The 19,899-nt window shown below is 48.6% G+C and carries 17 protein-coding genes, 1 pseudogene and 1 riboswitch; of the genes and pseudogenes, 3 read left to right on the forward strand and 15 right to left on the reverse strand.

The annotated features are described in order from the left end of the window. Positions 1-45: 45 nt before the first annotated feature. The 6 genes and pseudogenes from AC0J5I_RS02650 to AC0J5I_RS02675 form a co-directional block, all read right to left on the reverse strand. Positions 46-1,143, reverse strand: a pseudogene (locus AC0J5I_RS02650) (ABC transporter permease). Further along, on the reverse strand, positions 1,140-1,859 hold the full coding sequence (locus tag AC0J5I_RS02655; RefSeq protein WP_475303332.1) for an ABC transporter ATP-binding protein: 720 nt from the start codon (positions 1,857-1,859) through the stop codon (positions 1,140-1,142). The pseudogene AC0J5I_RS02650 and the gene AC0J5I_RS02655 overlap by 4 nt, the downstream one beginning before the upstream one ends. A 324-nt stretch (positions 1,860-2,183) precedes the next feature. Next, positions 2,184-3,089, reverse strand: coding sequence for a hypothetical protein (locus AC0J5I_RS02660; RefSeq protein ID WP_475303336.1), 906 nt, complete (start codon positions 3,087-3,089; stop codon positions 2,184-2,186). 214 nt (positions 3,090-3,303) lie between these two features. After that, entirely contained in the window at positions 3,304-3,855 is a 552-nt protein-coding gene (locus AC0J5I_RS02665; RefSeq protein ID WP_475303341.1) for an ECF transporter S component, read from the reverse strand. After that, a complete protein-coding gene (locus AC0J5I_RS02670; RefSeq protein ID WP_475303345.1) occupies positions 3,834-4,256 on the reverse strand; it encodes a DUF4430 domain-containing protein in 423 nt (140 codons plus the stop codon). Before AC0J5I_RS02670 ends, AC0J5I_RS02665 begins: the two co-directional genes overlap by 22 nt. A gap of 87 nt (positions 4,257-4,343) precedes the next feature. Further along, a riboswitch (adenosylcobalamin (AdoCbl) riboswitch) is annotated at positions 4,344-4,500 on the reverse strand. Between the two features lie 115 nt (positions 4,501-4,615). Next, entirely contained in the window at positions 4,616-6,037 is a 1,422-nt protein-coding gene (locus AC0J5I_RS02675) for a glycoside hydrolase family 1 protein (protein WP_475303348.1), read from the reverse strand. A 175-nt stretch (positions 6,038-6,212) separates the two neighbouring features. On the opposite strand from AC0J5I_RS02675, the gene AC0J5I_RS02680 reads away from it, so the two are divergent. Both AC0J5I_RS02680 and AC0J5I_RS02685 read left to right on the forward strand, forming a co-directional pair. Continuing rightward, positions 6,213-8,414 (forward strand): copper-translocating P-type ATPase, encoded by a 2,202-nt coding sequence (locus tag AC0J5I_RS02680; protein ID WP_475303352.1) that lies wholly within the window; start codon positions 6,213-6,215, stop codon positions 8,412-8,414. Between the two features lie 142 nt (positions 8,415-8,556). Beyond that, positions 8,557-8,751, forward strand: a complete 195-nt coding sequence (locus AC0J5I_RS02685; protein WP_475303356.1) for an SHOCT domain-containing protein — start codon at positions 8,557-8,559, stop codon at positions 8,749-8,751. Positions 8,752-8,815: 64 nt separating this feature from the next. Here the strand turns inward: AC0J5I_RS02685 and AC0J5I_RS02690 are convergent, their stop codons facing one another. The 7 genes from AC0J5I_RS02690 to AC0J5I_RS02720 form a co-directional block, all read right to left on the reverse strand. Beyond that, positions 8,816-10,216, reverse strand: coding sequence for a sensor histidine kinase (locus AC0J5I_RS02690; RefSeq protein ID WP_475303359.1), 1,401 nt, complete (start codon positions 10,214-10,216; stop codon positions 8,816-8,818). Further along, positions 10,213-10,896, reverse strand: a complete 684-nt coding sequence (locus tag AC0J5I_RS02695) for a response regulator transcription factor (RefSeq protein WP_475303362.1) — start codon at positions 10,894-10,896, stop codon at positions 10,213-10,215. The genes AC0J5I_RS02690 and AC0J5I_RS02695 overlap by 4 nt, the downstream gene beginning before the upstream one ends. A 32-nt stretch (positions 10,897-10,928) precedes the next feature. After that, positions 10,929-12,443 carry a multicopper oxidase family protein gene (locus tag AC0J5I_RS02700; protein WP_475303364.1) on the reverse strand — a complete coding sequence of 505 codons (1,515 nt, stop codon included), beginning with the start codon at positions 12,441-12,443 and terminating at the stop codon, positions 10,929-10,931. A gap of 152 nt (positions 12,444-12,595) precedes the next feature. Beyond that, complete coding sequence (locus AC0J5I_RS02705) at positions 12,596-13,726, reverse strand: sodium ion-translocating decarboxylase subunit beta (protein WP_475303367.1); 1,131 nt, start codon at positions 13,724-13,726, stop codon at positions 12,596-12,598. Positions 13,727-13,742: 16 nt separating this feature from the next. Next, positions 13,743-14,090, reverse strand: a complete 348-nt coding sequence (locus AC0J5I_RS02710) for an acetyl-CoA carboxylase biotin carboxyl carrier protein (RefSeq protein WP_475303370.1) — start codon at positions 14,088-14,090, stop codon at positions 13,743-13,745. 34 nt (positions 14,091-14,124) lie between these two features. After that, entirely contained in the window at positions 14,125-14,421 is a 297-nt protein-coding gene (locus AC0J5I_RS02715) for an OadG family protein (RefSeq protein WP_475303375.1), read from the reverse strand. An 18-nt stretch (positions 14,422-14,439) separates the two neighbouring features. After that, entirely contained in the window at positions 14,440-15,819 is a 1,380-nt protein-coding gene (locus AC0J5I_RS02720; RefSeq protein WP_475305467.1) for an oxaloacetate decarboxylase subunit alpha, read from the reverse strand. Between the two features lie 532 nt (positions 15,820-16,351). Here AC0J5I_RS02720 and AC0J5I_RS02725 point away from each other — a divergent pair. Continuing rightward, positions 16,352-16,768: a cupin domain-containing protein gene (locus AC0J5I_RS02725; RefSeq protein WP_475303379.1), complete on the forward strand. Its 417-nt coding sequence runs from the start codon at positions 16,352-16,354 to the stop codon at positions 16,766-16,768. Between the two features lie 161 nt (positions 16,769-16,929). Here the strand turns inward: AC0J5I_RS02725 and AC0J5I_RS02730 are convergent, their stop codons facing one another. Further along, on the reverse strand, positions 16,930-18,189 hold the full coding sequence (locus AC0J5I_RS02730; RefSeq protein ID WP_475303383.1) for an MFS transporter: 1,260 nt from the start codon (positions 18,187-18,189) through the stop codon (positions 16,930-16,932). A gap of 259 nt (positions 18,190-18,448) precedes the next feature. Beyond that, positions 18,449-19,873 carry an allantoinase AllB gene (gene allB, locus AC0J5I_RS02735; protein WP_106450310.1) on the reverse strand — a complete coding sequence of 475 codons (1,425 nt, stop codon included), beginning with the start codon at positions 19,871-19,873 and terminating at the stop codon, positions 18,449-18,451. Positions 19,874-19,899: the final 26 nt, after the last annotated feature.

Here is a 19,899-nt window from a genome sequence, read left to right on the forward strand (position 1 = left end):
AAATTCCAGGCTTGATCGTGACTTCCGGAACTTCAATAATCTGGCCTATATTTTTCGGTAGCGTTTCAATCCCAAAACGTTTAAAACTGTAAAAAGACCTATAAACAGCATAATGACCAGCAGATCATTACGAATATCTACCAACGCGCCCCCTTTAATCATGACACTTTGCAAAGCTTTCCCGATATAATACAGCGGCATGAATCTGGCTAAAAATTGCAGCCAATCCACCAAGCTGCCTACCTCGATGATTCCTGAAAAGAAAATTTGCGGAATGATCACAACTGGAATGAATTACACCATTTGAAATTCCGATGCAGCGAAAGTCGATAATAACACCCCGAAAGATAAAGCCAACAACGCTGAAAGGAAGGTGATCCCCATCACCAATGCAAGGCTTCCGGCCACAGGAACATGCAAAACCTGGACAACAAACTCCACCAGCAACAAGGTTTGGATAAATGCTAAAAAACCATACCCCAAAAGGTAGCCGGCAATGATTTGCCACCGTCGGACCGGCGCCGCCAAGACCTTATCCAGCGTCCCCGTTGTCCGTTCCCGCAAAAGTGCCATTCCCGAAATCAAGAATACCAAGAAAAATACAAAAAAACCAAGTAATACTGGGCTGATGATCGTGAAATAATCTGAATCGGCTTCACCGTAAAGATACTGCTCATTGATTGTCGGCTGTTGTGGAACAGCTTGAGCAAGGCTCGGGTTTGCCGCGACCGCTTCCTGTCCAAGTGCTGTTAGTGCGCCCATTTGGAGTTTGATCACGGCTCCTTGAAGTTTTGCTCTGACTACCGCACTTTTGGCAGGGGTACTGTTTTCATAAGTAATTTCAAGATGAGTGGCATCCGTTTGGGCGATAAAAGCCACCAATCGATTATTTTGTATGCTTTCCTCCACGTGCTCTTCACTCGAAAAGTTAGTGGCCTTGATGTGATTCTCTTCCAGATTTTTGACTATTTCCGGATTCAGGTTGTAGACGCCCACTTTGTAGGTTGCATCCGTTCCCGAGGAAGCGAATAAAAAATACATCAACGTAAACAGCAATAAGGGTGCAATCCACATTAAGGCCAACGTTCGCTTATCCCGAAACATTTGAATAAAAATCCGTTTGGCGATGGCAAATGCAATCATTCTTCCTCACCTCCCGCCGCCAAGAAGACGTCTTCAATAGTATCCACGTTGAATTTCCCGGTCATTTCTTCAGCGGTTCCCAAAGCGATCACTCGGCCATGGTTCAACAGAACCAGCTTGTCGCAGCGTAGTGCTTCGTCCATTGCATGGGTTGTAATCACAATCGTTTTCCCTTGGTCCCGGATCTCATTCAGCTCATGCCAGATGCCTTGCCGCAAAATCGGATCGACTCCGACAGTCGGCTCATCCAAAATAAGTATATCCGGATTATGCAGTAACGCGATCGCCAAAGACAAGCGCCGCTTCATCCCTCCAGAATAGCTCGATACGCGTTTGGATAAATCTTTCGTCAAATTCGTCACTTGAGCGACATAAGCCAACCTTTGCTGAAGAGCCTCTTTCTTCAAACCATACAATTTACCGAAAAAAGTCAGGTTCTCTTCACCCGTCAATTCTTCGTATAACGCATCGGATTGTGCCATATAGCCCACTTTTCCCAATATAGAAAAATTGGGCATCAGATGATCGTAAATTTTCGTTTGCCCCGTATCAAGGCTTTCCATCCCCAGCATCAGTTTGATCAAAGTGGTCTTTCCTGTCCCGGAAGGGCCGATGATTCCGACGATTTCACCTGTCTCGATCGTAAAATGAATATCTTCCAAAACGCGCTGCTGCTTGAATTTTTTTGAAACGTGTTGAACCTCAATCGCGTGCATGGGCATATCCCCCGTTTTCCGAATCAGATTTTTTTGATTGGCTTTGAAAGCTTATTTCATATAATTGCCGCCTTATGTAATCCCTTAAACACCCATCGGCTTATCGCTAACGATTGCTCCTGTATTTTTACATTATAATCCCCGACAGTTGTGAACACTAGTTTAATCAATATAATAATATGCTGCTTCTGTGGCTATCCGACTTGTTGGCGGCTCTTTATCCGGACCAAAAAAGGCAGCCCATGCAGACTCGTGGGTCGGATCCGCTGGGGCTGCCTGAATATTTACTTTTTACTGCTGTCCTTTAAATTTCATAACGACTTCTTAGAAAGTTTGCCCCTTTCGGAATGAAGCCAAATAGCGCAAACAGCTTTCCAAATCTTCTCTGCTTTGAGATATTTCTTTCGCTAGTTTTCTCTCCACTTCATCTTTATCGATCATCAGCCTGTATTGTTTGATGAATTCGTACAGCTCTTGTCTGAACGCTGCATCTTGACTTCCGAAGTCCAACGGCAATTGGCTTCTGTCACCCGTTGCCAAATAATCTTGATATAGTTCTTTCGCCCAACTTTCAGCACATGCGTCAAAGCCAATAGCTATTTCTCGGTTTTCCTTGGATACTGTTTTCCAAGCAAGCATATTCGGTTGCAAATATCTTGACCCTAGAGCATTCTTTTGCAAAAGAAAGAAAGCTTTCCGATATTTTTCCAAGTAATACCGCAAGAGAGTTTCTTGCAGACAGTCTTTATGCACTGCGTAGCAACGCTCTATTTCGCTTTTCTCGCCTTCGTTTGCTTCAGGTTCAAACTTATAGCTGAATCCTCGTATGGCACCGTCCACATGAACAATCGAAGTACCGTAGTTGGTAAGCAGCCTTTCCTCTTTTTGAACATCATTCGATCCGGCATCAAAGTATCTGCGGAAAGCTGCGAATAAACTATAATCCACCCGGATAAAATCATTCATCCGTACGGCCGGCATCGCTTCGCAGAGTTCTGCGAGCTGAGGCCCTTTCCACGAAGATTCCAAAAACGAGCGCATCCTATCAAAGCTAAAATAATCATCTTCAAAGCCTGACATTTTTGAGGACATCAGAAATGCCAAATAGGAACCTGCTGCAAACAGTAATACCAGTATCGTGGCAAGAAGGCCTTTGAGACCGCCCGAGACATACCCGATGATTGTTAGTGCCGGAAATATAATCAGGAATATAATTTTTATGTTTTTCATAGCCAAAGCCCCGCATACAGTTTAGATAGAAGCATCCCTCTAACCTTCTTCCCCAGGTAATTCACCAATCAGCGAATAACGAATCGTATCTATGCAACACCATTATACTGGAGTGCACAAGCTATTTCCATTAACAGCCCAGCATTCCGGAATCTGAAAAAAATAAGCCAGATGGAATGTGCTCTTCCATAAGAGCATTCCATCTGGCTTTTCTTCATCCTTTTTTCTGCTGTGCCGCCAGCAATGGCGCCAAAATCGGCTCCAGGATCAAATAGAACCCGGCGTTCCCCAGACCATGCAGGAGATCGAAAGGGATCCCGGCGATATAATAGGCCCAAAAACTGTTGATGCCCATCAATTTTACGGAAATGAGGGAGATGACGAACCCGTAAAGCAGCCCCCCGAAAAAGGCGAATAGCGCAAAAGGGATTCTGTGGCTCCTGTTTTGGTTTGTGCTGTAGAACGGCTTCACAAACAGACCCGTGACCACGATCAGAACGCCGAAACTGGCGATCTGCGCAATCGTCCATGGACCCATCCCCAGCAGGAAGTTGGTCAAAACAATCGACAGGATGGCCACAATGAAGCCGTCCGTCATGCCTAATGTCAGCGTCAGGATAATCAGCACGGCTGTCACAGGCTGGACATTCGGGATGAACTGGAACATCATTCTCCCGACATAGCACAAAGCCGTCAAGATCGACAGCAGTGCCAGTCGCCTCACCCCGAAGCCCACAGTCTTCTTTACATTTCTGTCAGGTTCCACACGATTACGTCTCCTTCTTGGAGCGCTACATCAGCGGCTCCGACCATCGAAGGCTCGCCGTTTACATCAAATAACCAATACTTGGCTTTCGCTTCGGCTGTTTCTTCCGCTTGTGATTGCCCGTCGATGGCTGTGATGAAGCCGTCTGCTTCTTCGATTACATAGTTTTCTTCCATGACATCAAATAAGCTAGTGCCCGCTTCAACCTCCACTGTTTTTTCAGAGCCTGCGACGACCGTGCCACCATCCGTCAAAGAGATTGTTATGCTGACTGTCTCCGCTGCTTCGGAACTGACCGCAACAGTCGACTCTTGCAGGACGGAGCTTGTTTGCGCTTCTTCCGTCGGGGCGCACCCGAATAATACCAAACTCAACGATAAGGCCAACAATAATTTCTTCATTTTACCACTCCTAATCTGTATTCGACAGGGGTTGCATCTCCAACGGCCGGGATTATGCAAAAAAAGCCCATGCGCCATCGCATAGACAAGTAACGGGACCGTTTTACCTCGAAACAGCCCGTTTGCAAAAAATAGCAGCTTGGAATGAAGACCTGACTTAGACGTTCCGGGACGTCATCACAGTGGCGGGACCGCGTTGGATTTTCACCAAACTTCCAAATTCCAAGTGTCTTTGAATGGTTTTCCTATCCCTTCCATTTTACCCAAAGGAGAAAAAAATACAAGACCAGGTGCGCTTTTCAGTGCATTCTGGTCTTGCAATTGATGATAAGTGTGTCAAGTCAAGCTTTGTTTCCTCGCTACGCCTTCAAGCTTTCGCCGTTGGTTGCGATAACATCTTTATACCAATAGAAAGATTTTTTCTTGTAACGGTTCAGCGTGCCAGATCCGTCATCATGGCGGTCGACATAGATGAAGCCGTAGCGTTTCTTCAATTCCGCAGTCGAAGCGCTGACCAGATCGATACAGCCCCAAGTTGTGTAGCCCATCAGATTGACACCGTCAGCGATCGCTTCAGCGACCTGCACCAGGTGGTCGTTCAGGTACTTGATGCGGTAATCATCGTTGACGGTCCACTCGCCGTCCGCGCCTTTTACCAATTCATCTACCGCGCCCAGGCCGTTTTCGACGATGAACAATGGTTTTTGGTAACGATCCCAGAAAGTATTCAGGATGATACGCAAGCCTTTCGGATCGATCTGCCATCCCCATGCAGATGCTTCCAGATAAGGATTCATTACGCCACCTAGAATATTCCCTGTACCCTTCATTTTCTTGGACTGATCTGCTGTTTCGGTCGAGCTCATGTAGTAGCTGAAGGAAACGAAATCGACTGTATTCTTCAGGATTTCTTCGTCTTCCGGTGTGATGTCCAGCTCAATGCCGTGCTCACGGAAATAGCGCTTCATGTAACCAGGATACGTGCCGCGTACATGCACATCCGAGAAGAAGAAGTTTTGGCGGTCTGCTTCCATCACGGCGATGACATCATCCGGATGGGAAGTCAACGGATACGTAGGCATAGCGATGACCATGCAGCCGATCTGGAAGTCCGGATTGATTTCGTGTCCGATTTTAGTCGCCAAAGCGCTGGCTACCAATTCATGGTGACAGGCTTGGTATAGGTCCTGTTTCGACAGTTGATCTGGTGGCGTTGAGATGCCGCCACTCATGAAAGGCGCATGGATGATCGAGTTGATTTCATTGAACGTCAGCCAGTACTTGACTTTATTTTTGTAGCGCGTGAAGACCGTGCGCACATAGTTCTCATAGAAGCCGATCATTTTGCGGTTGATCCAACCGTCATATTCTCTTGAAAGGTGCAGTGGTGTTTCATAGTGGGACAATGTGATCAGTGGCTCGATGCCATATTTGGCTAATTCATCGAATAGATCATCGTAGAACTGCAGGCCGGCTTCGTTCGGCTCGGTTTCATCGCCGTTCGGGAAGATGCGTGTCCAAGCGATCGATGTACGGTATGTTTTGAAGCCCATTTCAGCGAACAACGCGATATCTTCCTTATAACGGTGGTAGAAGTCGATCCCTACCAATTTCATGTTATCAGGTGTCGGTCCGTCAGTAATCAGCCCTCCAAAACCGCCTTTCGGTGTTACATCCTGAACAGATAAGCCTTTGCCGTCCGCGTCATATGCTCCTTCGTATTGGTTGGCGGCGGTTGCGCCACCCCATAGGAAGTTTCCTGGAAATCTCAATTCTGTCACAGTCCTTCATCCCTTTCATGGTAACGTTTTACAACCTCTATTTTACCTGAACATCTGCACAAATGAAACTGTTACCATACAAGCATCGAATTCTGCTATGATAAGCATGAGAAACTGCAGTCATTTTTATAAACCTTATTGTTTGGACGTTTTGAAACAAAGGAGGAATGGCAAAATGGATGAACACAAACACACGGGGCACACGCACACAGATCACACTCCGGAGGTCCCAAAACCGATCGATCCACACGCTAGGCACGACCATTCGGGTCATCATATGGCCCCACCACAGCCGGTTGCTGCCGAACCCCAGTCAGAAAAGCACGCGGCTCATGTGCATACAGAGGCACAGTCACCCCAACCTAAACAGGCCGCTTCCCCGAGTCACGAACAACATGAAAAACACATGGTGCAAAGTCCGGCTGGGCATTCCGGCCACCACGAAAAGATGGTGGAAGATTACAGGAAACGCTTTTGGATCGTTTTGCTGCTGACGATTCCCGTAACCCTGTTGTCTCCTATGATCATGATGCTCTTCGGTTACCATTTCGACTTTCCGGGAGCAAATTTCATCGTGTTCGGCTTATCCACCGTGATTTTCTTCTACGGCGGCAAACCGTTTCTGGAGGGCGCTTGGGAAGAATCGAAGAACCGGTCGCTCGGCATGATGATGCTAATCTCATTGGCGATCGTTTCTGCCTATATCTACAGCACGTTCACCGCCTTCTTCATAGAAGGCTCGGACTTTTATTTCGAACTGGCGACTTTGATCCTGATTATGCTGCTTGGGCATTGGATTGAGATGAAATCCCAGATGGGGGCATCCAAAGCATTGGAAGAACTCATCAAACTGATGCCGAAGGAAGCCCACCGGTTGGATGCGGCCGGTAATGTCGAAGAAGTGTCGATCGAAGCTCTCGTTCCGGGTGAGCGCATCCTCGTCAAGCCCGGCGAGAAGATCCCTTTGGACGGTAAAATCTACGAAGGCCTGTCAACGGTTGATGAATCGATGCTGACAGGCGAATCGGTGCCTGTCGAAAAACAACCGGGCATGCAGGCCATCGGCGGCTCCATCAACGGGTCCGGCGTCCTGAAGCTGACTGTGGAAAAAGTGGGGAATGAAACCTATTTGGCTCAGGTCATCAACATGGTTCAGGAAGCCCAGCAACAAAAATCCAAGTCGCAGGGTTTGGCCGACAAAGCGGCTGGCTGGCTATTCTATATCGCTGTCATCGCCGGCGCCCTGACTTTCTTTTATTGGATCTTCGCAGCCAACCTGCCCTTCGCCTTGGAGCGAATGGTAACGGTCCTTGTCATCGCCTGTCCCCACGCACTCGGGTTGGCTGTCCCTTTGGTGAATGCAGTGTCCACTTCGCTTGCGGCCAGAAACGGTCTGCTGATCCGTAACCGGACACAGTTCGAAGAGGCGCGCAACGTCGATCGGATCGTATTCGATAAGACCGGCACCTTGACGGAAGGCAACTTCGGCGTCACCGACCTCCTTCCCGCGGCCGGGGTCTCCGAGACGGATTTGCTTACGTTAGCCTATTCTGCCGAGAGTCAATCTGAACACCCAATCGCAAAAGGGATTGTCCGCAAAGGGGAAGCCGAATCTGTCGCCCTTTTGCCGGTAACTGATTATCAAAACATTACCGGCCAAGGTCTGCAGGTCACTGTGGATGGCATGAAGGTCGCCGTTGTCAGCCCCGGCACTATGGACGAGCGTGGCATAACTTACGACAAAGAAACATTCGCCAACTTAGCCGAGCAAGGCAAAACCGTTGTCTTCGTCCTCAAGGAAGGCGCCCTGCAGGGGATGATCGCCAGCGCCGACATCATCCGTTCGTCATCGCACGAAGTCGTGGCTGCCCTGAAGGAGCAAGGCATTGAAGCCATCATGCTGACAGGCGACAACAGCCGAGCAGCGCATTACGTGGGCGAGCAGTTAGGGCTGGCTCAAGTATTTGCGGAAGTTCTGCCTGCTGAGAAATCGAAGCACATCACCGCGCTGAAGGCCGGAAACAAGAAAGTCGCGATGGTCGGGGATGGCGTCAATGATGCGCCCGCTTTGGCGGAGGCTGACCTCGGCATTGCCATCGGGGCCGGCACGGATGTCGCCATCGAAACAGCCGACGTCATTCTAGTGGACAGCAATCCGAAAGACGTATTGACAATCATTGCTCTTTCGAAAGCCACTTACCGCAAGATGGTCGAGAATCTGATTTGGGCTGTCGGCTATAACGTGATCGCCATTCCGCTAGCTGCAGGTGTATTGGCCAATCATGGCTTCCTCATCACCCCTGCCATTGGGGCAGCCGTCATGTCGATCAGCACCATCATCTGCGCGGTCAACGCTCGACTGCTGAAGATAGACTGAACAGGCCTTTCAAACATTCAACGCAACAGACTGTAAAACTACATCCAATCTACACACTATCGTTGTACAATGATTGCATAAGAACAGAAATGGAGGAATTTGCATGTTTGGCAGATGCCTACAATATTTTGGAGGTTTTGGTATGGGCGGCATGATGTTTATGGGTATTTTCTGGATTGCTTTGATCATACTCATCATTTACTTGGCAACCAGGCTTTTGAACGATAGATCAGACAAAGTTTCAACCGAAGAATCCGCTCTGGATATCCTGAAGAAGGAACTGGCTAAAGGGAATATCACCGAGGAAGAGTTCGACCGTAAGAAAAAACTGTTGTAAATCAGCATGAATGCAAAACGAGGGACAGTCACATTTTGTGGCTGTCCCTCGTTTTATTTTCCGTTCATGTCCGCTCCTGATCCAACGGAAGCGTAACCGTGAACGTGGCTCCCTTGCCGCTGTTGCTGACAACCCGTACAGTCCCGTTGTGCTTCCTGATGATGCTTTTGACGATGGCCAAACCGAGCCCTTGTCCCCCGGATTTGCTGTTGCGCGAGGGCTCAGTCATATAGAACCGCTCGAAAATCTTTTCCTGGTCTTCCGGATCGATGCCAATGCCGTCATCGGACACTTTCAGTACCGCTTGGTTACCCTCCTGATGGATTTCAATCTGGATACTCCCTTGCTTTGGCGTGAACTTGATGGCATTGGCCAAAAGGTTGGTCAACACCTGACTGATTTTGTCCTGATCAGCAGTTATCATCAACGTCTCCCCGGTTACTGCCAAGGTGATATTCTTTTTGGAGGCTGCAGCCGTGAAGTTGGTCGCGACTTTCCTGCTCAAAGCCTGCAGGTCAAAACGGCTGAATTCCAATTTTTCGTGACTGCTTTCCATTTCGTTAATCTTATCGATATTCCCGATCAGACGGGAAATTCGGTTCACTTCATCATAGCAGATCTTCAACCGCTCGCTACTCGGCTCCCAGATGCCGTCCAGCATCGCTTCCAGATTGCCTTTCAAGGTCGTAAGCGGGGTCCGGATTTCATGGGCAATATCGGAAGAAAGGCGGTTCCGGATTTCCTGTTGGCTATCCAGTTGATGGGAAAGACTGTCCACCGAACGAATCAGTGCATCGATTTCGACGATGTTCGTTTCTTTGGGCGGCTGCTCCGTATAGTTACCTTTGGCGATTTTCCCTGTGAAACGGCTCACCGCAAAGACCGGTACGCTCAACTTTCTGGCGATCCAGACCGCGAAGAAAAGCGATAAGGCGAAAGCCAACAGCGCCACGATCAGCAGATTGTTGCGGATGTCGCTCATGAATGAGACATCATGTTCCGTATAGAAGTACGACCCCATCGTTCCGATTGCCAAACTGCCGATTGTCCGGGTACCATCATTAAGCTCAACAGTGGTCACCGTATATTCGCTCTCTGTCCCGCCCATCATCTCGTTCATCTGCGACATATGGCTGGACATCATCTGGCGGTTCTCCTGTTCCTCCATCGCAGTGGGGGTCCAAATCAGCTGCCCTTGGCTATCGTAGAGTTTCAGGATGACGTCGGCCTGCAATGCCTGCCTGCCGATAACCGCTACGGCATCCTCATCCCAGCTGCCGTCTTGGACATAGACTGCTTCGATTTCATCCGTAAAACTGGTTATTTCTTCCGTGCGCCGTTCGCTGACATATTCCGAGAAGTGGCTATCCAATAAGCGTACGCTGAACCAGCCGAACAACCCGATGATAACTATCGAAAAGAGCAGGAAGGAAAAAATCAGGTGCCAACTGATTGTCCGCCTCATCGCTTCCCACCAAACCGGTAGCCGCTTCCCCGGACAGTCAAAATATAGATAGGCTGTTTCGGTTCCGGCTCTATCTTTTGCCTGATGTTCTTGATATGCGTATCGATTACCCTATCCAAACCTTCGAAGTCCTGCCCTTTTACGCTCTCCAGCAATTCTTCCCTCGTGAAGAGCCGGCTTGGATTCTTGGCCAACAAAGACAACAGGTCATATTCGGTAGCCGTCAATGCGACTTCCTGCTGACGCGCGAAAACTTGCTTTGTTTTGGGATGAATGACCAATTCGCCGCCATCGAAGATCCATCTCTCCTCGGCATCGGCCGCAGCAGCGCGCCTCAGCACAGCCTCGACCCGCGCCACAAGTTCCTTGGGGCTGAATGGTTTGACCATATAATCATCCGCGCCGGTCCGCAAGCCGATCAGGATATCCTTTTCGGATGACCTTGCTGTCAGCATAATGATGGGTACATTGGATTCTTCGCGGATTTTGGCGCAGACCTCTCCGCCTGTCATATCGGGCAGCATCAGATCCAACACGATCAGATCCGGATGGAAGGCAGAAAATTTCTCCAATGCCTCCATACCTGACTCGGCACGGTATACTTGATATTTTTTTGCGGCCAGATAGGCCTCTACGATATCCAAAATATTTGGTTCATCATCTACGATCAAAACCTTCATGGGCATCCACCTCCATCTTATTTCCCTGATTTTTATTGTACACTCACCTGAGCCATCATGCCATTGTCCTCATGCTCCAAAATGTGGCAATGGTACATGAAGACGCCCTTCTCAGAAAAAGTCACCGCCAGCCGGACCGTTTCACCGGGATAAACGGCGACCGTGTCCTTCCAGCCTTGTTCATTCTGCAGAGGCTCCGCTCCGTCACGCGAGAGCACCTGGAATTGGACGCCATGAATATGGAAAGGATGAACCATGCTGCCCATCATATCCTGCGCATTACGAACTTCCCAGATGACTGTTTCATTCAGGCGCTGTTCGACATCAATCCGGTCCATGTCAAACTGGTTGCCGTTGATGTTGACCATGAAGGACATGCCGCTCAGCGTGAACTGTTGGACGGCCGCCCCTTCCACCGTTGGTTCCGGTATTTCGTTCAAAATTTCCGGAAGCGCCGTATGTACGTCCGTTTCTTCCGTGACATTCAGTGAGAGGACTGTTACGTTCCCATCCATCAGTTTCACGGTATCCCCCTTAGCGTATTCGCTCAGGTCCACGATGACTTCCGCCCGTTCACCCGGCGTCAACGTCACAGATGTCAATGCAACCGGCTGCTCAAGAAAACCGCCATCGCTGGCGATTTGATGGAACTCCGCGCCATTTTCTAATCCAAACGTGTAATTACGGGCATTCGAACCATTCACCAAACGCAGGCGAATTTGTTCATTTTTTACCTCCACGTAGGGATTGATGGTCCCGTTCACCAGCAAAGTATCGCCGTAGGTACCATCGGGATTATAAGTGCCTTCATAATCGAATTGGTTGTCCGCATCGAAGGTCCGGTCCTGGATAATCAAAGGAAAGTCATTCACCCCATAGTCCTTCGGCAAATCAAGCTTATCGGAGTTGTCGTCCTCGACAAAAATCAACCCGGCCAACCCAGCATACACTTGTTCAGCTGTCGTCCCCAAAGCGTGCGGGTGGAACCACAAAGTCGCTGCCTCCTGTTTGACCGTAAAATCCACTTGCATCGTTTCATTCGGTCCCACCGGATGTTGCGGCCCGCCATCCATATCAGAAGGCAACTTCACGCCGTGCCAATGGAAAGAGGTGGCTTCGGACAACTGGTTTTTGGTCTTGATATGTACCTCTTGACCTTCATGCACGACCAAAACCGGACCAAGATAGGAACCGTTGTATCCAATTGTCTGCGTTGCTTTTCCTTTCAAGAAGGCTGTCTCCCCTGCTTGCGCTGTGACCGTATAGCTGATTTCGCTAGCGGATTCGGAATCCGGCTCCAACAGTTCCGGCAACCGTAGTGCGGTCCCTTGCTGCCCGCTCTCATCCAGTACGATAGACTGGGTTCCTCCCATCATATGACCCATTCCGCTAAAATTACCCGAGTTACTCGAATTCGGATTTGCCGTTGTCACTGTCGTCCGGCTCTCCCCGCTGTTGAAAAACGTCGAAAAAAGATTGGCTGATACAAACAGCAACAACGCCAATGAAGCAACCAAAGCCACAATCAACGAGGTTCTTTTACTCATGTTAATCCGTCCTTCCCTTTCTGACTCTTCTGTTGCCTTCATTATACATCCTCGATGTGTAGAACAGATGGATTTTGCAACCGGATGGCCTGGAAACGACAAAAAATCTCCCTCTGACCAGAAATGAGAAGGAGATAATTCGTAATTCCTCTTCAGCCGAAGAAAGCCAACAAGACACCGGCCGCGACAGCCGATCCGATGACGCCTGCCACATTCGGGCCCATCGCATGCATCAACAAATAGTTGGAAGGGTTGTATTTGATGCCTTCCTTCTGCACGACCCGCGCAGCCATCGGCACGGCCGAAACACCGGCTGCCCCGATCAAGGGGTTCACTTTGCCGTTCGTCAGTTTGTACATCAGTTTTCCCATTAGCACGCCAGCTGCAGTCCCTACAGCAAAGGCGAACAGCCCCAATATGATGATTTTTATCGTGGTCAGCGAAAGAAAGAGCTCGCCGTTCGCCTTGGCTCCAACGGTTACGCCCAGGATGACGGTGATGGTGTACATCATGGCATTCTGCAACGTTTCCGTCAGTTTCGGAACCTGGCCGCTTTCCCGGATTAGATTACCCAGCATCAGCATCCCCACAAGCGCCGTGGCTGATGGGACGACCAAGCTGACGAAAATCGTAGTGACAATCGGGAACAGGATGCGCTCGTTTTTAGACACAACACGCATCTGCTTCATGACCGTCTCCCGTTCTTTTTGGGTCGTCAACAGGCGCATGATCGGCGGCTGGATGAGGGGAACCAAGGCCATATAGGAATAAGCCGCCAAGGCGATAACCGATAAGAGATGGTTGGCCAATTTTGTCGTCAAATAAATGGCAGTCGGTCCGTCCGCCCCACCAATGATGCCGACGGATGCCGCTTCCTGGGGCGTCATCCCCAAGGCCAAAGCCCCAAAGAATGCCGCAAAGATGCCGAACTGCGCTGCCCCGCCCAACAAAAGCGTCTTCGGATTGGCGATGAGCGGTCCAAAATCGGTCGCTGCCCCCAGGCAGAGGAAGATTAACGGCGGATAGATGCCCAAATTAGTCCCTTGGTAGAGGTAATAAATCAGTCCACCCGGTTCGTTTTCGGTAGGGGGCGTCATCAATCCGGCCAACGGAAGATTGACCAACAGGATGCCGAACGCAATCGGGAGCAACAAATAGGGCTCATACCCCTTCTTGATGGCTAAATAAAGGAAAATGCAGGCAATGATGATCATAATGATTTCTTTATACGTAACATTAGCCAATCCGGACATCCGGATCAGATCCGTCAAAGCTTGTACCATAAGAATCCCTTCCCTTCTAGAGAATCAACAACGGTTGGTCGGATTCGACAATTTCGTTGGCTTTCACCAAAATACTTCTGATGATGCCGTCCTCATCCGCAACGATTTCATTCTCCATCTTCATGGCTTCGAGGACGATAAGGTTTTCGCCTTTTTTGACCCGTTGCCCCTCTTTGACGAGGATGCGCAAGATGGTGCCCGCCATCGGAGCCAACATTGTTTTTCCTTCTGTTTGGGGCGCAGCATCCGAAGTGCTTCTGGCACTATCCGCCTTAGGTTGCTCCGTCATGACCGCATCATCCGGCAACTCCCTCACCTTGACATGATAAACTTGCCCGTCGATTTCGATTTCATACTTTTTCATAAAAAGACCTCCCTTTACAATCAGCAGCTGGCATTCACTTGATACGCGTTACATCGATGATTTCAAACTTCTTGGACGGATGTGCCTCATAAGCGGCGACCAATGCCATTATCGCCGCAGCTTTGGCTCGTTGCTCATCCACACCCGGATCCAACAGAACGGGGTGTAAATCATCTTCCTGGTGAATCGGTGACGAAGCCGCCACTGCAGGTTCTCCGACTAACTTATGAACCAGTTCAACCAAGAACCAAAGACTTGACAATACGGCAAAAACGACGATCATCGCAACAACGGTGACAATCAGACCATCGCCTAAATTGAATGTTTCCATTTCCTTCACCTCTTCCTTTTAACTGCGATACCGGGCCTGGATCCGAATCACTGCTTCCGGCGTTTCGACTGAAGATGGTGCCTTTTTGTCGGCTTTTTCTTCAGGGATAGTTGGATAGTAGACTTCCTGCAGATACGCTTTACCGACTTGAGGGAACAATGCATAAGTCAACACATCCTCATCCGTGCGCGCCAAGTCACCCAACTCCGCCTTCAATCTTGCGAACTCCGGCTCCAGATGATCCGCCGGGCGATCCGTGATGACGGCATCATCCCCGATGATACTGCGCCGGAAATTATCGTTCACCGGTACCGGTGTCTTACCGTATTTTCCGTGCAGATAATCCTTCACTTCATTCGGGACCATCTTGTAGCGTTCTCCCGTCAGGACATTGAAAACAGCCTGCGTCCCGACCATCTGACTCATCGGTGTGACCAATGGCGGAAAGCCTAAGTCCGCTCTGACACGGGGCACTTCCCGCAACACGGCCTCGTACTTATCACTGGCTTTTGCCTGCTTAAGTTGCGAATTCAAATTCGACAGCATCCCACCCGGCACTTGATAGATAAGTGCTTTGGGATCGACCGACAGCATTTTCGGATCGAGCACGCCCGAAGCGATGTACTTATCGCGGATCGGTTTGAAATAATCAGCAATTTCTTCCAATTTGGCGATGTCCAAGCCCGTACTGTACCCCAGCTCCTCCAACACCAGCGCCATCGATTCGGTAGGCGGTTGACTCGTACCTTCCGCAAATGGCGAAATGGCACAGTCGATGATGTCCGCACCCGCTTCGATGGCAGCCATGTAGGTCATCTGTGAAACGCCGCTGGTGGCATGCGTATGGATATTCAAAGGCACATCGATAACGGCTTTGATGGCCGGAATCAGCTCTTTGGCTACTTTCGGCGTCAATATACCAGCCATATCCTTGATGCAGATCGAGTCCGCACCCATTTCGGTCAATTCCTTGGCCAAATCGGTGTAAAATGGGATGGTGTGGACATCACTGATGGTATAACAGATCGTCAGTTGCGCATGGGCGCCATATTTCTTGACGGCTTCCAGCGATGCTTTCAAGTTTCTTGTGTCATTCAAGGCATCAAAAATCCGAAAAATATCGATACCGTTCTCGACGGCTTTGCCGACAAAACGATCCACGATATCATCCGCATAGTGGCGGTATCCGATCAGGTTCTGTCCCCGAAGCAGCATCTGCAGCTTCGCATGGGGAGCGCGCTTTCGGATTTGCCGCAGTCTTTCCCACGGATCTTCATGCAGAAAACGGATTGCCGCATCATAGGTTGCTCCGCCCCAGCACTCGAGCGCGTAATACCCGGCTTCATCCATTTTCTCCACAATAGGGAGCATGTCGTCCGTAGACATGCGTGTCGCCATCAAGCTTTGATGCGCATCGCGCAGAACGGTCTCAGTAAAAAGCACTTTCTTTCCTTTTTCCAATCCGATCACATCCATTCTTTTCTTTGGTGCTAAAGTTGCAACGTGTTTTTCGTGATTTTTTTATCAATCCTAATCTTTTGAAACCCCTCCTCAATCATCTGGAATTCTTGAAATTCCCTGGACATTGTAAGCGTTTTCCATAAGACTAGCTTACACTAAATTGACCAATAATTCAATCTGCAGATAAAAATTAGTAGTAATAACAGATAGTCAATCCAGCTTGAGCAAAGGTACTTTGGGGTTTTTTGTCCACATATGCCGAATCCCGGCACATCTTAGGAACAACCCACAATCCATTTGGGATTCTCTTGTGCAAAATGGCTAAGTAATTTTATTTTTTATGAAAACACTGCATTGTTAGCGCTTTACCCCCTTGTTATACTAAGGTCATATTTCATTTGTGATTATCTGAACACAGTGGAATTGAATCGGTTATCCCAATATACATTACAGACAAGGAGCGGTTGATATGGAAACAAAAGGAAGCATTTCTGAAATGGAAGCGATTGAGATAAAGCAATCGAATCAATCAAAGATCAAGGAGCGGTTGTTCAGATTGGATGAGGTCGTTCAATTCGATCCTGATGCTGGTAAAAAGACCATCTTTTATGAAACAGATTTCATGGCCGGGGCTGTCTGGTGCTTGGAACCCGGTCAAAAAGTAGTAAATCATTCGCACTCTACTTCTGATGACATCTGGATTTGCATGCAAGGTACAGGCACTTTTTATCCAGGATTTGGAGAAGCTGTAGAAATCACGAAGGGTGACATCATTTTCTCCGAGCGGGGACAACAACACGGAATGGTCAACACCGGCAATGAACGGTTTGTTTTTATAGGTGTTGCAGGACCTATGCCGATGGATTTCATTTCGCATGAAGAATAATGTTTGATCAGGGGCTGTCCCATATTGGGGCGGCCCCTGAATTTGGATACCTATCCCAGTCTTCCTTTCACTGCATTTCTATTCGTCAAATTCAAGCATATAAAAGAAAGGTCTGTAGTATGAGCACGCTCGCTCATACTACAGACCTTTCTTTTATCATTTTAGATTTTCTTTGTCCTTCCGTTCACCAAGTAAAAGATAGTCGTCCCGACAAGGATGATGATCACGGATAAGTAAAAGGCATAAACCTTTGAGCCGGTCGCATCTGAAATCGCCCCTGTCAGCGAGGGAACGATAACTGAAGAACTCATCCCAAAGAAATTAAAGAATCCCAGCGTCGTAGCGATGCCCCGTTTTGGTGCATGCTCGCCCAACCAAGAAATGATGATTGGCTCAACGGCAAGCTTGCCGAAAAATCCATAGGAGATCAGGCCAACCATCAATAGAAATTGGTTCGGTGCCTGAACTGCCAAGAACAGCATGATGGCTGCGACTATTTCCAAAAAGATGATTAAACTGATTTTTTTATGACTGAATTTATCCGCAATCCGGCTGAAGAACAAGGCACCCGGAATAGCCGCGAAAAATACCATCGATGAAGCCAAGCCGATTGTTGCTCCCTCAAACCCTCTTTCGGTAGACAAGAAGTTAGGAAGCCATGTATCGGTAAGATAATAAGCGTAACAAGTGGCAAAGTAAAGGCAGTACGCACCCAACATCTGAGGACGCATCAACGCCTTAAATGACGTTTTTTCCTGCGGAGTTTCCGTGATCATTTTCGTTTGCGAAATGAGTGCTTCGCTCTCTTTGTTGCCTTTGATGAATTTCCAGAAGATGAAAACCATCGTGATGATCAGGAAAACCGTGAAGAACATCATGTATTGCCAAGGCAAGCCCATTTGTGCGACAAAGTAACTGGATGAGATCATGCCGATTCCACTGCCGACTGCCGTGCCACTGTTTACGATGGCGGTTGCTAAGCTTTTTCTGGAACTAGGCACATGTTCTGCTGTCAAGGAATAGGCCACGCCGTAGTAGGTACCGCACCCGATTCCAGCCAACACACTTCCGATATATACGACCAACAAGGTATCCGCCATGCCCACAACCATAGTCCCCAATCCGAACAATAGGAAACCTGGAATCAGGATGGTCTTCTTCCCGAAACGATCCACCAACAGACCGGAAGGGATCTGCATCAAAACGTAACCCAGGAAATAAAAACTTGAGATGGAACCCAGTTGTGAATCCGTTGCTCCCCCAAAATAAGTACTGATTTCAGGATAAATAGGCGCTAATGCTGTGCGATAAACCCAGATAGCTATCCAGCCGGCCGTCATGACATAAATGATTTGTTTCCAGTATTCCACTCGTTTTTTTGATACTACTTCTACTTCTTTTGTTGCTTCAGTCTCACTCATATGATTCTCCTCCATCACTTATTATTGCATCTCATGATTATGGGCATGACTTCCAAGATACTCTCCAAGCATGACGGTAAGCCCTTCCATTTCTTCTCTGACTGTTTCCATTATAAGCATTTACAGCCGCACTAACCCTGTACATTCCATACAATAATATGCGCTAATTTGTTTAGAGTGACCAAGTAGATGGCGCATCAGGAATCCATTAACAACGCAAAAAAGGATCCGGGCGCCAAACCTGGATCCTTTTTTTGCCTTATTTGACGGAAACGAATTCCTCTGAACGGGTATCCGAGCTGAAGGCCGTCTCGCCGTTGACGAAGACGAATTCTCCCGAACGAGTATCCGAAACGCCATCTTCCAGACTGTAGACCGTTTCGCCGCGCAGAATCGTTCTTGCTACTTGCGCCCCGATTTCGCGTCCGACGTATGGGCTGATTTTGTTCTTGTACTCTAAATCTTCTGTTTTTAATGTGTAAGGCGCATTCGGTTTGATCAGAACGATGTCAGCATCCTTGCCGATTGCGATGTGGCCTTTTGAACTCAAGTTGAAGCGTTCTGCCGGATTTGCAGCGATGATGTCGGCAAATAATCTCAAGGACATGCCGCGTTTCTGAACGCCTTCATCAAACAACACATCGACGTTGTTCTGAACGCCTGCGATACCGCCCCAAGCTTCAAAGGCATTCTCTTTGTCCTTCAGATCAGGGGTACATGGAGAGTGATCGGAAGTAACGAAGGCAATTTCGCCAGCCAATAATTTTTCCCACATGCCGTTTTGATTTTCTTTGTCACGGATTGGAGGCGAGCACTTGACGATCGGCCCGATTTCATCCAATTCAGAAGTATCGAAGTACAGATAGTGCGTGCATGTTTCGCAAGTCACATCAACGCCTTCATTGCGGGCTCTCGTAACTTCTTCAACGCCTTCCGGACAAGCTACATGGCAAATGTGGATACGGCAGCCTGTTTCTTTTGCGAACAAGATGGCGCGTCTGATCGGTTCCACTTCAGTGAAGACAGGGCGGCTTGCTACATAAGCTTTCAGCGTCGTTTCGCCGTTTTTGTAAGCAATCTCTCCCAATCTGTCTGTGATTGTCGCATTTTCAGCATGGATCGCCAACACTTTTCCGGTTTTGGCAATCTGTCTCATGCCTTCATACAGCGTGTAATCGTCCGCGTTCATGAAGTCGCCTTCAATCGAACGGTCGCCACAAGTAGCCATGAAGCATTTATAGGCTGCAACGCCGCCTTCATCCAACTCTTGGATTCCGCCTTCGATGTTGAAAGGAACCAATCCACCGAAAGATGCTACGTCTGCTGTGAGTTTATTTTGGCCAGCATCCACTTTGATCTGCAATGTTCTGGCATCCACTGTGGCTGGGACTTGGTTCAAAGGCATTTCCATGAAGGACGTTACGCCGCCTTTGGCACAAGCTTTTGTTCCTGTCAGGTAGCCTTCCCAGTCGTCACGATAGCTGCCGCCTGGATCCGTGATATGCACATGCGCATCCACCATACCAGGGCTGACAACAAGACCTTTAGCATCGATGACTTCGGTTGCGTCACCCAAATCGCTGCCAATAGCTGCTATTTTACCATCTTGGATGGCTACATCTGTTTCAATTTCACCATTATCCAGGATAACCAAACCATTTTTGATCAGTAAATCGTAACTCATACTTTTTCCTCCTAATAATAAATGAT

Source organism: Trichococcus sp. TS_SC_9, from assembly GCF_056156325.1.

Bases quoted from the DNA above. Each gene is read 5' to 3' on its own strand.
- AC0J5I_RS02655 (WP_475303332.1), bottom strand. From the start codon at position 1,859: ATGCACGCGATTGAGGTTCAACACGTTTCAAAAAAATTCAAGCAGCAG.
- AC0J5I_RS02660 (WP_475303336.1), bottom strand. From the start codon at position 3,089: ATGAAAAACATAAAAATTATATTCCTGATTATATTTCCGGCACTAACA.
- AC0J5I_RS02670 (WP_475303345.1), bottom strand. From the start codon at position 4,256: ATGAAGAAATTATTGTTGGCCTTATCGTTGAGTTTGGTATTATTCGGG.
- AC0J5I_RS02680 (WP_475303352.1), top strand. From the start codon at position 6,213: ATGGATGAACACAAACACACGGGGCACACGCACACAGATCACACTCCG.
- AC0J5I_RS02685 (WP_475303356.1), top strand. From the start codon at position 8,557: ATGGGCGGCATGATGTTTATGGGTATTTTCTGGATTGCTTTGATCATA.
- AC0J5I_RS02690 (WP_475303359.1), bottom strand. From the start codon at position 10,216: ATGAGGCGGACAATCAGTTGGCACCTGATTTTTTCCTTCCTGCTCTTT.
- AC0J5I_RS02695 (WP_475303362.1), bottom strand. From the start codon at position 10,896: ATGAAGGTTTTGATCGTAGATGATGAACCAAATATTTTGGATATCGTA.
- AC0J5I_RS02700 (WP_475303364.1), bottom strand. From the start codon at position 12,443: ATGAGTAAAAGAACCTCGTTGATTGTGGCTTTGGTTGCTTCATTGGCG.
- AC0J5I_RS02705 (WP_475303367.1), bottom strand. From the start codon at position 13,726: ATGGTACAAGCTTTGACGGATCTGATCCGGATGTCCGGATTGGCTAAT.
- AC0J5I_RS02710 (WP_475303370.1), bottom strand. From the start codon at position 14,090: ATGAAAAAGTATGAAATCGAAATCGACGGGCAAGTTTATCATGTCAAG.
- AC0J5I_RS02715 (WP_475303375.1), bottom strand. From the start codon at position 14,421: ATGGAAACATTCAATTTAGGCGATGGTCTGATTGTCACCGTTGTTGCG.
- AC0J5I_RS02720 (WP_475305467.1), bottom strand. From the start codon at position 15,819: ATGGCGACACGCATGTCTACGGACGACATGCTCCCTATTGTGGAGAAA.
- AC0J5I_RS02725 (WP_475303379.1), top strand. From the start codon at position 16,352: ATGGAAACAAAAGGAAGCATTTCTGAAATGGAAGCGATTGAGATAAAG.
- AC0J5I_RS02730 (WP_475303383.1), bottom strand. From the start codon at position 18,189: ATGAGTGAGACTGAAGCAACAAAAGAAGTAGAAGTAGTATCAAAAAAA.
- allB (WP_106450310.1), bottom strand. From the start codon at position 19,873: ATGAGTTACGATTTACTGATCAAAAATGGTTTGGTTATCCTGGATAAT.